The organism is Aeromonas sp. 62-46 (assembly GCF_001898585.1).
Taxonomy (GTDB): Bacteria; Pseudomonadota; Gammaproteobacteria; order Enterobacterales; family Aeromonadaceae; genus Aeromonas; species Aeromonas caviae.
In genome coordinates, this window is sequence record NZ_MKUI01000003.1 from 55,000 (window position 1) to 70,132 (window position 15,133).

The window sequence follows — 15,133 nt, forward strand, 5'->3', positions numbered from 1 at the left end:
GCACCGCCCAGCCTCGCTCTTTAGGATCTCCCCCAGCTATCGATATGGCCCTTGATGGGCACTCTTTTAAGGAATTCGTACCTTGTCTCTCTCTATCGAGGCGCTGCGCCGCCGTCTTACCGCCTGCATGAATCTCGACGCCCGCCGTCTCTCCAGTCGACTGCACGGGGTCAAGAAGCTGCCGGAAGCCAAGCAGGCTGCCGTGCTCGAGACCATCGCCGCTGACCTGGATGTGGCACAGGCGCGCTACCAGTCCCGTCTGGCGGGCGTGCCCAAGGTCACCTATCCGGACAATCTGCCAGTCAGCCAGAAGCAGGCGGAGATCGCCAAAGCCATTGAAGAGCATCAAGTGGTGATCATCGCCGGCGAAACCGGCTCGGGCAAAACTACCCAGATCCCCAAGATCTGTCTGGCGCTCGGGCGCGGGGTCAAGGGCTTCATCGGCCACACCCAGCCGCGCCGTCTGGCGGCCCGTACCGTCGCGGCCCGTATTGCCGAGGAGATGGAGTCCGAACTCGGCCACTACGTGGGTTACAAGGTGCGCTTTACCGATCAGGTGAGCGAGCAGACCCACATCAAGCTGATGACCGACGGTATCCTGCTGGCGGAGATCCAGAACGACCGGATGCTCTCCCAGTACGACACCATCATCATCGATGAGGCCCACGAGCGCAGCCTCAACATCGACTTCATTCTGGGCTATCTCAAGCAACTGTTGCCCAAACGCCCGGATCTCAAGGTGATCATCACCTCGGCCACTATCGACCCGCAACGTTTCTCCCGCCATTTCAACAAGGCGCCGGTGATCGAGGTCTCCGGTCGCACCTATCCGGTGGAGGTGCGTTACCGCCCACTGTTTGTTGATAAAAAAAGCAATGACAAGAGCGAAGGGCTGGAGGAGCGCGACGAGCTGCAGGGGATCTTTGATGCGGTGGAAGAGCTGGCCCGCGAGGGGCTCGGGGACATCCTCATCTTCATGAACGGCGAGCGGGAGATCCGCGATACCGCCGATGCTCTGCGCAAGCTCAACCTGCGCGATACCGAGGTACTGCCGCTCTACGCCCGCCTCTCCAATGCCGAGCAGAACAAGGTGTTCCAGCAACATGCCGGGCGGCGCATCGTGCTCGCCACCAACGTGGCGGAGACCTCGCTGACGGTGCCGGGCATTCGCTACGTCATCGATCCGGGCACCGCCCGCATCAGCCGCTACTCCTGGCGCACCAAGGTGCAGCGCCTGCCCATCGAGCCGGTCTCCCAGGCCAGCGCCAACCAGCGTAAAGGGCGCTGTGGCCGGGTGGCGGACGGTATCTGTATCCGCCTCTACTCCGAGGAGGATTTCAATAGCCGTCCGGCCTTTACCGACCCCGAGATCCTGCGCACCAACCTGGCATCGGTCATCCTGCAGATGCTGGCGCTCGGCCTTGGCAATATGGAGGCGTTCCCCTTCGTCGAGCCACCCGAGTCGCGCCATATCAAGGACGGCCTGACCCTCTTGAAAGAGCTGGAGGCGGTGCGCGAGCTGCCCGCCACCGGCGATCACGAAGCCAAACTGCAGCTGACCGAGATCGGTCGCCAGCTCTCGCGTATCCCCCTTGATCCGCGTCTGGCCAAGATGGTGATCAGTGCGGCGCAGACCGGCTGCCTGAGTGAGGTGATGGTGATCACCGCCGCCCTCAGCATTCAGGATCCCCGCGAGCGGCCCATGGAGAAAAAGCAGGCCGCCGACGAACAGCACAGACGCTTTGAAGACAAGGATTCCGACTTCCTCGCTTTTGTTAACCTCTGGAACTATCTGAAAGAGCAGCAGGATGCCCTTGGCAGCAACCCGTTTCGCCGCATGTGCCAGAAGGAGTTTCTCTCCTACCTGCGGGTGCGCGAGTGGCAGGACATTCACTTCCAACTGCGCCAGACGGTCAAGGAGCTGGGCTTCAAGGCCAACCAGGAACCGGCAGACTTCAAGACTGTGCACTGCGCTCTGCTGACCGGCCTCTTGAGCCACATCGGCAACAAGGATCTGGAAAAGCCTGAGTTTCTCGGGGCCCGCAACGGCCGCTTCCACCTCTTCCCGGCCTCCGGTCTGTTCAAAAAGCCGCCCAAGTGGGTGATGGCCGCCGAGCTGGTGGAGACCTCGCGCCTCTATGCCCGCATCAACGCCAAGATTGAGCCCGAGTGGGTGGAGCCGCTGGCGGGGCACCTCATCAAGCTACACCACAGCGACCCCCACTGGTCGAAGAAAAATGGCGCCGTGATGGCCAAGGAGAAGGTGACGCTTTATGGCCTGACCCTGGTCAACGAGCGCATCATCAACTTCAGCCGCATCGATCCGGCGCTGTGCCGCGAGCTGTTTATCCGCCGCGCCCTAGTGGAGGGGGATTTCGAGACCCGCCACCGTTTCTTCAGCGATAACCGCAAGCTCCTGGCCGAGGTAGAGGCGCTGGAGCACAAGTCCCGCCGGCGCGACATCCTGGTGGATGATGAGGACTTGTTCCGCTTCTACGATGCCCGTCTGCCGGAGGAGGTGATATCAAGCCGCCACTTTGACAAGTGGTGGAAAGAGGCGCAAAAGCAGGACGCCGAGCTGCTCAACTTCGAAAAAGAGATGTTGATGAAGGGGGATGCGGCCCACATCAGCGATCTCGACTACCCCAACTTCTGGCAGCAGGGGCGCCTCAAGCTCAAGTTGACCTATCAGTTCGAGCCGGGGGAGGCGGCGGATGGCGTGACCCTGCATATTCCGCTGCCGCTCCTGAATCAGGTGGAGGTGAAGGGGTTCGAGTGGTTGATCCCGGGGCTGCGTCATGAGCTGTTGGTGGCCCTCATCAAGTCGATGCCAAAGCCGATGCGCAAGAACTTTGTGCCGGCCCCCAACTATGCCGATGCGCTGCTAGCCAGCATCAACCCCGAACAGGGGCCGCTACTGGACGAGATGGAGCGCCAGCTGCGCCGTATGACCGGCGTGACCGTGCCCCGTGAATCCTGGGATTGGGCTGCGGTGCCCGATCACCTGAAACTCACCTTCCGGGTGGTGGACGACAAACACAAGAAGGTGGCGGAAGGCAAAGATCTGGAGGCCTTGAAAGAGTCGCTGCGCGGCAAGGTGCAGGAGACCCTGTCACAAGTGGCGGACGATGATATCGAGCAGTCAGGTCTCACCCTGTGGAGCTTTGGCGAGCTGCCGCAAGAGTACAGTCAGAAGCGGGGCGGGTTCGAGGTGAAGGCCTATCCGGCGTTGGTAGACGAGAAGGATTCGGTCGCCATCCAGCTGGTGGAGAGCCCGGTGGTGCAGCAGCAGCTGATGTGGGCCGGTCAGCGTCGGCTGGTACTGCTCAACGTACCATCGCCCATCAAGTATCTGCAGGAGAAGTTGCCCAACAAGGCCAAGCTGGGGCTCTATTTCAACCCGTTTGGCAAGGTGGCCGAGCTTATTGATGACTGCATCGCCTGTGGCTGTGACAAGCTCATCGAGCAGCACGGCGGCATGGCCTGGGACGAGGCCGGTTTCGAGGCGCTCAAGGAGTATGTCCGCGCCGAGCTCAACGATGCGGTGGTGGAGGTGGCCAAGCAGGTGGAAGCCGTGCTGACCCTCTCCCATGAGATCAAGAAACGGCTCAAGGGCAAGATGCAGCTCGACACCGCCTTTGCCATGTCGGACATCCAGCAGCAGCTCGGCAACCTCATCCACAAGGGCTTTGTCACCGAGACCGGCTGGCAGCGGTTGCCTGACTTGCTGCGCTACCTGCGGGCCATCGAGCGGCGCCTCGAGAAGCTGGCCATCGATCCCAACCGGGATCGGGTCTACATGCTCAAGGTGCACAGCGTGGAGTCGGAGTACAAGGCACTGCTCGCCAAGATCCCCAAATCCCAGCTTATTCCCACCGAGGTGGCCAATATCCGCTGGATGATCGAGGAGCTGAGAGTCTCCTTCTTCGCCCAGCAACTGGGTACGCCATACCCCATCTCGGATAAACGGGTGCAGAGCGCCATTGCCCAGTGCTAAGCTGCTATCTATCTGTTTTCTGAGCCATAGTGTGAAAGCAACGGGACGCCAAAGGGAAGGGAGGCCGTCATATGCTGGGGATCTGGTTGGGGGTGGCACTGGTCAACATCAGCGGGTATCAACCCATTGCGGAACAAACCTGGGTGCAGCTCAACCCGGAGTACTATCCGGTGCAGCGCCCCGTGCCGCCCATTTTTGCGGCCTGGCGGGGCAATCAGTTTCCCCCTCTTGAACAGAGAAAGAAGAACGGCCGCTGGCAGATCCTCTTTCCTGCCCGGCTGGTGCCCCCCTTCGATCTGTTCGAAGGGGAGGCCCAGCTCTCCAAGGCTTACCTGGCCAGGCTAAAGCGCATCGATGAGATGGCCTATGGCATGGCGCCCCACCAATCAGTACAGCAAGCCGCCTCCTCGGCCCTCTCGTTCGAAGTCCCGGGCGCTGTCGCCTTTGTCGCCGAGTTCTCCCTGCCTCGGGAGAGGAAGGCGCGGATGCCCCTGGGGGAGCCCTTGCTCGCACGGCTTGGGGGGCAGGTCCCCACCCAGGCCTTGGCAAGACAGGGAGATGCACAGCCCATGGCCACCGCAGATTCTGCCCCTGAGCAGGCGACCCTGACTCTTTCCGCCACGGCGGCAGGGGAGGCATCGCGGGTTTGTCATCAGGTGGCGGCGGGAGAGACCCTGTGGCGTATCGCAAGCCAGCTTCAGTCAAAAGAGGCCGGCGGTTCGGATACTTACAGCTATCTGCTGGCGCTGGTACAGGAAAATCGTGACAGGATGGTCAAAGGAATCCGGGTGCAGGCCGGGCTGCGCCTCTATTGCCCCACAGCGCAGACCCTGGCGCAATTCGATGCCCTGAGCCCGGCCCAGCGACAGCAGCAGTTTGCCCGTCTGGAGCAGGGGCGCTAGGGATGGCGAGAGGCGTGGTGGAGTGCCTCTTGGCCAAAGAGGAGTGACGCGGGTTCTTTCCTTGTATCCCCTCCGGGCCCGTGCTAGTATTCGCGCTCGTTTTGCGAGGTGCTGACCGGTCGCAGTCAACACCATACATTCATCTTAAAAGAGATAATTACTATGTCTTTCGTATTCCAAGCTGAAGTCCGTTCTGACCTGGGGAAAGGTGCGAGCCGCCGCCTGCGTCATGCTGACCTGGTTCCTGCCATCGTTTACGGTGCAGGCAAAGAAGCCGTGTCCGTTACCCTGGACCACAAAAAGCTGATCCTGGCCCAAGAGAAGCCGGAGTTCTACTCCTCCGAGCTGACCCTGGTCATCAACGGTGAAGAAGTCAAAGTGAACGTGAAGGCTATCCAGCGTCACCCGGTTCGCTACAAGCTGGTTCACCTGGATTTCGTTCGCGTCTAATCGACAACGAACTTTCCTGTGAAGAGGCCACCCAATCGGGTGGCCTCTTTGTTTTTACAGCATTTTTTCCGGGAAAATAAAATACTCAAACAGCACTATTGGTCTTTACTTGTAGGCATGATTGACAGCAGGACACGTGTTGTGGTGCTCTGATGTTCAAAAAGTACTCGGGTAAGTCCATTTTTCGGGGCGATGTTGACCGTTATGAAAGGAATCGTACGGACATATATCCTGCTGTTTTCACCTATTCTGCTGCTGGTCCTGGCGGGTGGCTATCTGCTGGGCAATGCACTGATCGAGCGCGAGCTCTATCGCGTTCGCAGCGATGAAAGCACCTTCCTGGCGCTTGCCAGCGGCCGCCTTGACGGCGAGCTGGCGGTGCCGCTGCGCCATGTGCGCAGCATGTCGGAAGAACCCATCCTGCTCGAAGCGGCGGCTCGCAATGACCGTGACACCCTGGCCGTCCAGTTCACCATCCTGCTGAACCGCAATCCCGACTATGCCCAGGTGCGTTGGCTTGCCCCGGATGGCATGGAGCGGGTGCGCATCGATCGCCAGGGCCAGCGTCTGTGGCGTGTGACGGACGACCAGTTGCAGAACAAGGGGGAGCGTTACTACTTTCGCGATGCCATGGCGCTGCCCTGGGAGCGGGTCTACGTCTCGCCGCTCGATCTCAACGTTGAACACGGGGTGATCGATCGCCCCTTCAACCCCATGATCCGCATTGCCAAGCGTCTGCGCCTTGGGGGACGTGATCTTGGTCTGCTGCTAATCAACGTCCAGGCTGCCCGTATGCTCAAGGAGTTTGCCGACAACCGCGGCAAGGCAGCCGATCACATCATGCTGTTCAACCAGGATGGATACTGGCTGCGCAGCCCGGACCCATCCCGGGAGTGGGGCTTCATGCTCGAGCGCCCGGATCTGACTCTGAAGCAGACTTCTCCCCAGGCCTGGCAGGCGTTCTGGGACGCATCAAACGGCCAGATGGAGTCTGCCGACGGACTCTGGAGCTGGACCACCCTGTACCCGGCACAGAATCATGATCAGCTGATCTGGAAAGCCGCGTCCCTGGTGCCGCACAGCGAGCTGCAGGCCATTCGCACTCATATCTGGGGGATCATCTTGGCCGCCAGCGCCGTGCTGCTGCTGTTGTTTGGTGCCGGTGTGGCTGCACTGGTGCGCAGCAGGCACAAGGAGCAACTGGCCCAGCAGGAAGCGGCCAGGTTGGCACAGGTCAAAGGTGATTTCATCGCCAACATGAGCCACGAGATCCGCACCCCCATGAACGCCATCATGGGGCTGACCTACCTGCTCGAACAGGGAGGGCTCGACGATGGTCAGCATGCCCTGGTGCGCAAAATCCACCAGGCCGGGCAGGCGCTGCTCGGGATCATCAACGACATCCTTGATTTCTCCAAGATTGAGTCGGGTCGGCTCGAGCTTGAGCGGGTGCCATTCAGTCTCGAAGAGGTGCTCGATCACGTGGCGGCCATCATGTCCACCTGCGTTGGCCAGAAGCACCTCGAACTGGTGGTGAGCAGTGCCCCCGAGCCGGTTTCCCATCTGATTGGGGACGCCCTGCGCCTCGAGCAGGTGCTGCTCAACCTGACCGGCAATGCCATCAAGTTTACCGAACGCGGCGAGGTGGAGGTCAAGGTTGTGCTGGAATCAGAGCAAGACGGCATGGCCACCTTGCTGTTTCGGGTGCGCGACACCGGGATCGGCATTCCCCCCGAGCAGCAGGCCAACATTTTCAATGCATTCTCCCAGGCAGACTCCTCCACCAGTCGCCGCTTCGGGGGCACCGGGCTTGGTCTGACCATCAGTCGCCGCCTGGTGAATCTGATGGGGGGGGATATCGGCGTCACCAGCGAGCTTGGCAAGGGGAGCGAATTCTGGTTCCGCGTCCGGCTGGAGCAGGTGGAGCGGCCCGAGGCCTTGAACGAGCGCCTGCAGCACATCTCGCTGCTCATCGCCGACGACAATCAGGTGACCCGCGATGCCCTGTCGATGACGGTGGGTTCCCTCGGATGGCAGTCGCGGGTGGTGGAGTCCGGTGAGCAGGCGCTACACCATCTGCTGCGCCAGGGGGAGCGTTTCGACGTGATCCTGCTCGACTGGATCATGCCGGGCATGGACGGGCTCGAGACCTGCCTGGCCATTCGCCGCGCCTTCGAGCAGCAGGAGCGTTCACCCATCATCATCATGGCGACCGCCTATTCCCAGGATGAACTGATGCACCGCCCCGGCTCGGATCAGGTGGATCTGGTACTGCACAAACCGGTCACCGGCTCCAGTCTCTACAACGCGGTGGCGCGTCTCATCCACGAGAAGCGCGAGCATGTGGAGCCCCTTGAGAGTGGCCAGCGCCGTCTGCGCCTGCCGGGCGTGCACATACTGCTGGTGGATGACAGCGACATCAACCTGGAGGTGGCGACCCGCTTGTTGCAACGGGAGGGGGCCGAGGTGATGACCGCCATCGATGGGGAGCGAGCCCTGGCCTGCCTGGCAGATCCGGCACGGCGCATCGATCTGGTGCTCATGGATGTGCAGATGCCGGTGATGGATGGCTACGAGGCGACCCGTCGCCTGCGCCTGCTGCCGGGGCGGGAGGAGACTCCCGTGCTGGCACTCACCGCAGGGGTATTCAAGGATCAGCGGGAGGCGGCGCTGGCCTCTGGCATGAACGACTTCATAGCCAAGCCGCTCGATGTGGAGCAGCTCATCGCGACCTTGCTGCGTTATCTGCCGGACGTAGTCCTGCCGCTCACCGTGAACGACGAGCGACTCCCCCACGAGCCGGTGGCCGGCATCGATATCGATACCGGACTGCGCAACTGGGGTGAAGCCTCGGTCTATCTTAAATACCTGCGGCGTTTTCGCGATGACTACATGACGGTCGGTACCGTGTTGCCGGGTTACATCGCCCAGCACGAGACCGATGCGGCCGCGAGCCTGACCCACAAGCTCAAGGGGGTGGCGGGCAGCCTGTCACTCACCGATGTGGCGCGTATCAGTGCCGAGTTGAACGAGGCCATCGAGCAGGGTGGCGACACCAGCCAGCTTATCGCACCCTTCCTCGAGGCCCTGGAGCGTGCACAACACTCCATCGATACCTATGCCGGGCGCGAGCCGGGCGCGGTCAGTTCCCCGCTGGCCCAGGGGGAAGTGCGGGAGGTCTGCCTGCACGCCCTGCATCAGGCCCTGGTGAGCGAGGATCTGGATCTGATTGAGCCGGCGCTGAGCCAGGCAAGGAGTCACTTGCCTTGCGAGCTGGTGAGCGAGATAAGCGCAGCCTTGGAGCTGTTCGATATCCCGTTCGCCACCCGCAAGCTGGAGGAATATCTGGAGGATCGGGAGGAACCTGCGCCATGAGTCGACCGCGCGTGCTGATCATCGACGACGAGCCGAGCAACCTCGGGTTGCTGCGGCAAATCCTCAAAGAGGAGTACAACCTCTTCTTTGCCAAAGGGGGAGAGGAGGGGTTGGCCGCCGTGGGGCGTCACGAGCCGGCACTTATCCTGCTGGACGTGCGCATGCCCGACATGGATGGTTACGAAGTGTGCCGCCGGCTCAAGGCCGATCCGGCTCACGCCGGGATCCCGGTGCTCTTTATCACCGCGAGCGACAACGCAGACAGCGAGAGCCAGGGGTTCGAGGCGGGCGGAGTGGATTATATCTACAAGCCGGTCTGTCCGAGCACGGTGCGTGCCCGGGTGCGCAATCATCTCTCCCTGGTGCGCCTCGATCAGCTCGAGTGCAGCTATCGCACCGCCATCGTCATGCTGAGCGAGGCGGGCCACTACAACGACACCGACACCGGGGTGCATATCTGGCGCATGGCCGCATACGCCCGGGCCCTGGCTGATGCGGCGGGCTGGAGCCCGGAGCAGTCGGATCTGCTGGAGCTGGCGGCCCCCATGCACGACATGGGCAAGATTGGTATCCCTGACCACATCCTCAAGAAGCCCGGCCCCCTCACCGAGGAGGAGTGGGTCATCATGCGAAGTCATCCACGCATCGGTTACGAGATCCTGAGGCGATCCGATGCCCCCATTTTTCGCATGGCGGCGGAGATTGCCCTGCACCACCACGAGAAATGGGACGGCTCGGGCTACCCCGCTGGCGAGACCGGTGAGGGGATCCCCGAGGCGTCGCGGATAGTGGCCATCGCTGACGTCTTTGACGCCCTGAGCGTGCGTCGTCCCTACAAGGAGCCCTGGCCCCTGGACCGGGTGCTGGCTACCATGCGCGATGGTGCAGGCCAGCACTTCGATCCCCGGCTGCTCTCCCGTTTTCTCGAGATCATGCCGGAGATCTTGCGCCTCAAGGCGCAATGGGATGCCCGCGAGGAGCGGGGGGATTACCAGATGGGCTGTGTCAGATAGGGATTGCTGGCCCGTTCGTGACCAAAGGTGGAGCTCGGGCCATGGCCCGGAATAAAGACGATCTCATCCCCGAGCGGCAGCAGGGTCTCGGTGATCGACTTGATCAGCGTCCCGTGATCCCCGCGCGGGAAATCGGTGCGGCCTATGCTGCCGGCAAAGAGCACATCCCCCACCCATGCGAGGCGTTCTGCCTGGCAGAGCAGCACGATGTGGCCCGGAGTGTGGCCCGGGCAGAAATAGACCTCCAGCTCGCACTGGCCCAGCTGCACCTTGTCACCCTGTGCAAGCCAGCGATCGGGGGTGAAGGCTGGTGTGTGGGAGAAGCCGAACATCTGACTCTGCTGGGGCAGCATGTCGAGCCAGAAGGCATCCTCCTTGTGGGGGCCGGTAATGGCGACACCGGTTCTCTCGCGCAGCTCGGCGGCGGCGCCCACGTGATCCAGATGGCCGTGAGTCAGCAGGATATGGGTGAGGGTCAGCCCCCGTTTGGCAATGGCGGCCAGCAGCTTGTCCGCCTCGCCGCCGGGATCGACGAGGGCAGCCTGGCGGGTCTCGTCACACCAGATAAGAGAACAATTCTGGGCGAACTGGGTGACCGGGATCACCTCGAACTTCAACATGTGGGACTCTCCTGAGGGGTCTGAAGGGGGGAGCGTTTGGCGAAGAAGGCGAGGCAGGCCTCCTTGTCACCACGAAACAGGATCCGCTCGCGCTTGTTGTCCAGCTGATAGCAGTACATGGGGTCATAGTAGCGAGTCAGCAGCAGTCTGATCCAGACCAGATGGGCGCGGGTGTCCCCGCTCTGGGCCTGTTCCCTGAGGGCGGCCTGCAACAGCCCATCGAGTTCGCGATAATCCTTGTCACCGAGTCGGCGCTTGAGCCTGGCCATGGCGTCGGTGAGGTAGCCGGCAAAGAGGGGCCAGCCTGCATCTGGCCCATGGAACTCCAGATAGCGCAGCCAGAGATCCTGCACGTAATCGGTGCGGATCTGCTCGGCCCGTGCCTCCTGCGGCACCTCCACCACCACCAGAGGAGCCCGGCACATGGCCTCATAGAGGTTGAGTGGCAGGGCGCAGCGACCGATGAGACGGCTCTCGTCTTCCAGGACAAACTGTGACTCTCCCCGGTTGCGACGCTGAAGCAGCTCGATGGCAAGCCGATTTTCGAAGTCGATGTTGCCGGGTTGCCCACCCGGCAGTTGGCCAAACGACGACCCCCTGTGACGGGCGTGCCCTTCCAGATCCACCGCTTGGGTGATGTGCGCCAGCATGTGGGTCTTGCCGGAGCCGGTCATGCCGGTCAGCACGGTCCAGTCGCACTCTGCACTGGCCTTCGCCTGGGTGTCGATGAGAAAGTGGCGCAGCGCCTTGTAGCCGCCCGCGACCCGGGGGCGGGTGACACCGGCCTCGGCCAGCCACTGCTGCACTGTCTGGGAGCGCAGGCCGCCGCGAAAACAGTAGAGCAGGGCGTCGGGTTGCTGGCGCAACCTGGCCAGCCAGCTTTCCATGCGCGCGGCGCGCACCGCGCCTCCCACCAGTAGATGGCCCAGGGCGATGGCTGCGGCCTGACCCTCCTGCTTGTAACAGGTACCGACCCGGGCACGCTCCTCGTCCGTCATCAGCGGCAGGCTGACGGCGGTGGGAAAGGCCCCTTCCTTGAACTCGACGGGGGCGCGCAGATCGATGAGTGGAACCTCATCCAGAAAGATCCGGGCGTAATCCGTGGCCAGTGGCAGGGTACTCATCGGACAACCTCGATGAACTGGTTGCCGGTGCGGGCCTGCAACTGGCCGATGGGAGAGAGGGTCAGCCCTGCCTGTGCGGCAATGGCAAGGAGCTCGGCTTCACTTTCTTTACCGACGGCTACCAGCAGGCCGCCGCTGGTCTGCGGGTCGCACAGAATGTTGCGGGTGCGATCATCCATGGCGCCCAGCTTGTCACCATAGGAGTCGAAGTTGCGCAGGGTACCGCCCGGTACGCAGCCCTCACTCAGGTAGTAATCCACCTCGTCCAGCAGCGGCAGCGCCTTGAAGTCCAGACGGGCACTGACGCCGGAACCTTCGCACATCTCCAGCAGGTGGCCTGCCAGTCCAAAACCGGTCACGTCGGTCATGGCGTGTACGCCGGGTAAGGCGGCGAAGCGCTGGCCAATCTTGTTGAGGGTGCACATGGCATCCGGGGCCAGTTGCTCATGCTCGGGCTTGAGCTTGCCCTTCTTCTGGGCGGTAGTGAGGATACCGATGCCAAGGGGCTTGGTCAGATAGAGGGTGTCACCCACCTTGGCGGTGTCGTTCTGCTTGATGGCATTGAGCGGCACGATACCGGTCACCGCGAGGCCGAAGATGGGCTCGGGGGCATCAATGCTGTGGCCGCCGGCCAGAGAAATACCCGCTTCGTGGCACACCTGGCGGCCGCCGTCGATCACCTGCTGGGCCACTTCCGGCGCCAGGGTGTTGATGGGCCAGCCAAGGATGGCGATGGCGACGATGGGTTTGCCACCCATGGCGTAGATATCGCTGATGGCGTTGGTGGCGGCGATGCGGCCGAAGGTGAAGGGGTCGTCGACGATGGGCATGAAGAAGTCGGTGGTGGAGACGATACCCTGACCGTTGCCGATATCGACCACGGCCGCGTCATCCTTGCTGCTGTTGCCGACCACCAGGGTGGGGTCGTCAAAGCCCGGGATCTGGCTCTTCAAGATGGTGTCGAGCACCTTGGGGGAGATTTTGCAACCGCAGCCAGCGCCGTGGCTGTATTGGGTCAGACGAATGGAAGACATGCTTTCCCCTTGTGTGGGCAGACTTGCGTGTGCAAATAACTGCTGTGGCACCGTCAAATGTGCGCGCAAAAATAGGGTGGCCCTGGCGGCCTGTGAACACAGTGATGTCAGGCTGCCTGGCAGGACGGGAGGAGGGCAAGGATGCGCCGGCGAAGCCCCGCCGAGGACCACAGGACGGGCCATTATGCCACAGACGGCCCTCTTGATTCGAACTGGAATTCACACAAAGCGCAGGGGATTGTCGGGTTCAAAAAGAGCCGTACTCTTCGCCTTGCTCAGGCTAGTCCCACTTTGAGCCGCCCCGACGGCGTGCCGATCTTGCATCGGGGCAGCATGTGGCGACGGAAACTAGCCAGCTTGCTCCATCACTGGTTGGGGCGCCTTGCCTAGCCGGCGCAGTCGCCGTTGCAGCGGCCGCTCCAGCAGGGTGTAGCTCAGCGCCGAGAGCCCGATCAGCACGGCGAGCATCAACAGGGTGGCCAGCACCCCCAGCAAGGGGTTGGTCTGGGCGTACCACCACGCGGTGAGCCCCGGCGCCAGATAGTGGACAAGCTCGCAGCCGGTGAGCAACACCAGGGCGTGGAGCAGGTAGATGGAGTAGGAGAGATCCCCCAGCCAGTTGGTGAAGCGGTTGTCCAGGAGGCGCAGCAGCGGGCTCTGGCGATCACCCTGGGCAGCGGCAATCCAGATCAGCAATACATAGGCGCTGATCAGTAGCAGGGTCAACAACGGTGTCATGGTGAACTGCATCAGTGCGAAGGGGAGCACAAAAGCGAGCAGCAGCGGCAGATCTTGCTGCATCATGGGCCACTGGCGGGCAGCCTTGACCTTGGGCAGCAGCCAGAGGCCGAGCACGAATTCACTCACCCCGCGCCCGATGGCCAGCGCTCCGCTGGTGACATCCAGGGTACCCCGGCTGTGCACGATAAAGGCCAGCACCGTCAGGGCCAGCAAGGGGGCGAGGTTGCTCCAGCGGCTGCGGGTGACGGCGAGCGGAATGAGCAGCGGAAACAGCAGATAGCTCATCCACTCCACGCTGAGGGACCAGGCGGCGAAGTTCCAGGTCAATCCGTGATCGGTCACCACCTGCAGCAGCAACAGGCTGCTTGGCAGCGCCTCGGCCGGGGTAAAGGGTGAGCCGAACGGAGGCATTCCTTCCCACTCCCACATCTTGAACAGGGGACCGGCGAAGAAGCCAATCCCGTGGTGGGCCTTGTAGAGCTCCCAGCCAACCAGCAGCAGCAGGGTCACCAGGTAGAGGGGATACACCCGGGTGAGCCGCAGCCAGAGGAAGCGACCATAACTCACGGTGTGGGGTGAGCGGGTGAAAGCCTCCCCGTAGACGTGGGCCAGCACCAGCCCGCTCAAAATAAAGAAGAGATCGACCCAGAGGTAGCCGTTCTCGATGAGTTGGGTGTGGCCGGCGATCGACTCCATCCACTGGGGAAAGAGCAGCAAGCGGGCGTGGAACAGCACCACCATCAGGGCAGCGATGCCCCGCAGCGGCGTCAACAGCGGCAATGATTGATTCATGACGGGATCCTTGATGATGTTCAGCTTGGCCTGACATCAATTTTTGTTGTGGTGCCGCTCATCAACCCTGATGAGTCGGCTGCCCCGGCTTGGCGGCCACAGGCGGGATCACCCTACCTAAAAGAGAGTCATACGAGTGTGATTGCCGTCATGAATGGGCGTTTATCATCCTAAAACCAGCATGGGATAGGGACGCATCGAAAATAGAGAGGGGATCTAGACTAGGGAAGTCATCCCTCTGAGCGTCAGGAACATCCCCATGAAACTCTATGCCCACCCCTTTTCGTCCTACAGCCAGAAAGTGCTGATCGCTCTCTACGAGAATGCCACCCTGTTCGAGTACCGGAATCTCGAAGAGCCGGCGGCGAACGCCGAACTTGCCGCCCTCTGGCCACTCAAGCGCTTCCCGGTGTTGCTGGATGATGGTCGCTGCATCCTCGAGAGCAGCACCATCGTCGCCCATCTGCAGGCGCACCATCCGGGCCCCGTCAGCCTGATCCCGCCTGGCGATGCGGGTCTGGAGGTGCATATGCTGGATCGCGTCTTCGACAACTATGTGATGACGCCGATGCAAAAAGTGGTGCTGGATGCGCTGCGCCCGGTCGCGGATCGTGACAGCTATGGCGTAGCGGAGGCCCGCGAGCTGCTCAATCAGATCTACCCCTGGCTTGATCAGCGACTGGAAGGACGCCACTGGATTGCCGGCGCAGACTTCACGCTGGCCGATTGCGCCGCCGCCCCCTCGCTCTTCTACGCCGACTGGGCCCACGAGATCCCGGCTGGCTATGGCCGTCTGCGTGCCTATCGCGCCCGTCTGCTCAATCATCCCTCCATCGTGCGGGTGGTGGAGGAAGCGAGGCCATTTCGACACTACTTCCCGCTGGGCGCGCCAGCGCGTGATTGAGCGGGATGACTTGTGGTGGGCGAGTATTGTCGCCCCAGGCAATGTGCGAGGCGGACAGGGGCATGGCGTGATCCATTGCAGGGGAAAACAGCAATATTCATTAAAATGAGTGGATATGCGTTTATGGCTGATATTTCCCCGAGGATTTTTGAATTTTGATGCGTAATATTTCATGCTTTTG

10 protein-coding genes are annotated in these 15,133 nt (G+C 61.9%); 6 read left to right on the forward strand and 4 right to left on the reverse strand.

Annotated elements, in window-relative coordinates:
• Nucleotides 1-82 precede the first annotated feature (82 nt).
• The 5 genes from hrpA (at nucleotide 83) to BGO64_RS00435 (ending at nucleotide 9,737) form a co-directional block, all read left to right on the forward strand.
• Nucleotides 83-3,997, forward strand: a complete 3,915-nt coding sequence (hrpA, locus tag BGO64_RS00415) for an ATP-dependent RNA helicase HrpA (RefSeq protein ID WP_286699959.1) — start codon at nucleotides 83-85, stop codon at nucleotides 3,995-3,997.
• Between the two features lie 71 nt (nucleotides 3,998-4,068).
• Entirely contained in the window at nucleotides 4,069-4,899 is an 831-nt protein-coding gene (locus BGO64_RS00420; RefSeq protein ID WP_286699960.1) for a hypothetical protein, read from the forward strand.
• Nucleotides 4,900-5,061: 162 nt separating this feature from the next.
• Nucleotides 5,062-5,349 (forward strand): 50S ribosomal protein L25, encoded by a 288-nt coding sequence (gene rplY, locus BGO64_RS00425; protein ID WP_010674717.1) that lies wholly within the window; start codon nucleotides 5,062-5,064, stop codon nucleotides 5,347-5,349.
• Between the two features lie 204 nt (nucleotides 5,350-5,553).
• Nucleotides 5,554-8,724, forward strand: a complete 3,171-nt coding sequence (locus BGO64_RS00430) for a hybrid sensor histidine kinase/response regulator (RefSeq protein WP_286699961.1) — start codon at nucleotides 5,554-5,556, stop codon at nucleotides 8,722-8,724.
• Nucleotides 8,721-9,737: a response regulator gene (locus BGO64_RS00435; RefSeq protein WP_039039149.1), complete on the forward strand. Its 1,017-nt coding sequence runs from the start codon at nucleotides 8,721-8,723 to the stop codon at nucleotides 9,735-9,737. The genes BGO64_RS00430 and BGO64_RS00435 overlap by 4 nt, the downstream gene beginning before the upstream one ends.
• Here the strand turns inward: BGO64_RS00435 and BGO64_RS00440 are convergent.
• The 4 genes from BGO64_RS00440 to BGO64_RS00455 all read right to left on the reverse strand — a co-directional run bounded on the left by BGO64_RS00440 (nucleotide 9,713) and on the right by BGO64_RS00455 (nucleotide 14,048).
• Nucleotides 9,713-10,357: an MBL fold metallo-hydrolase gene (locus BGO64_RS00440; protein ID WP_139736310.1), complete on the reverse strand. Its 645-nt coding sequence runs from the start codon at nucleotides 10,355-10,357 to the stop codon at nucleotides 9,713-9,715. The two genes, BGO64_RS00435 and BGO64_RS00440, sit on opposite strands and share 25 nt — an antisense overlap.
• On the reverse strand, nucleotides 10,351-11,481 hold the full coding sequence (gene mnmH, locus BGO64_RS00445; protein ID WP_286699962.1) for a tRNA 2-selenouridine(34) synthase MnmH: 1,131 nt from the start codon (nucleotides 11,479-11,481) through the stop codon (nucleotides 10,351-10,353). Before mnmH ends, BGO64_RS00440 begins: the two co-directional genes overlap by 7 nt.
• Nucleotides 11,478-12,515 carry a selenide, water dikinase SelD gene (gene selD / locus BGO64_RS00450; RefSeq protein WP_286699963.1) on the reverse strand — a complete coding sequence of 346 codons (1,038 nt, stop codon included), beginning with the start codon at nucleotides 12,513-12,515 and terminating at the stop codon, nucleotides 11,478-11,480. Before selD ends, mnmH begins: the two co-directional genes overlap by 4 nt.
• 348 nt (nucleotides 12,516-12,863) lie before the next feature.
• Complete coding sequence (locus tag BGO64_RS00455; protein WP_286699964.1) at nucleotides 12,864-14,048, reverse strand: acyltransferase family protein; 1,185 nt, start codon at nucleotides 14,046-14,048, stop codon at nucleotides 12,864-12,866.
• Between the two features lie 259 nt (nucleotides 14,049-14,307).
• Between BGO64_RS00455 and BGO64_RS00460 the strand changes: the two genes are divergently transcribed.
• The gene (locus tag BGO64_RS00460; protein WP_286699965.1) at nucleotides 14,308-14,952 is read left to right on the forward strand and encodes a glutathione S-transferase family protein; all 645 of its coding nucleotides are present in this window, start codon (nucleotides 14,308-14,310) and stop codon (nucleotides 14,950-14,952) included.
• Nucleotides 14,953-15,133 lie beyond the last annotated feature (181 nt).

Coding starts and splice junctions, on each gene's coding strand:
- selD (WP_286699963.1), bottom strand. CDS start 12,515: ATGTCTTCCATTCGTCTGACCCAATACAGCCACGGCGCTGGCTGCGGT.
- mnmH (WP_286699962.1), bottom strand. CDS start 11,481: ATGAGTACCCTGCCACTGGCCACGGATTACGCCCGGATCTTTCTGGAT.
- rplY (WP_010674717.1), top strand. CDS start 5,062: ATGTCTTTCGTATTCCAAGCTGAAGTCCGTTCTGACCTGGGGAAAGGT.
- BGO64_RS00430 (WP_286699961.1), top strand. CDS start 5,554: ATGAAAGGAATCGTACGGACATATATCCTGCTGTTTTCACCTATTCTG.
- BGO64_RS00460 (WP_286699965.1), top strand. CDS start 14,308: ATGAAACTCTATGCCCACCCCTTTTCGTCCTACAGCCAGAAAGTGCTG.
- BGO64_RS00435 (WP_039039149.1), top strand. CDS start 8,721: ATGAGTCGACCGCGCGTGCTGATCATCGACGACGAGCCGAGCAACCTC.
- BGO64_RS00455 (WP_286699964.1), bottom strand. CDS start 14,048: ATGAATCAATCATTGCCGCTGTTGACGCCGCTGCGGGGCATCGCTGCC.
- BGO64_RS00420 (WP_286699960.1), top strand. CDS start 4,069: ATGCTGGGGATCTGGTTGGGGGTGGCACTGGTCAACATCAGCGGGTAT.
- BGO64_RS00440 (WP_139736310.1), bottom strand. CDS start 10,357: ATGTTGAAGTTCGAGGTGATCCCGGTCACCCAGTTCGCCCAGAATTGT.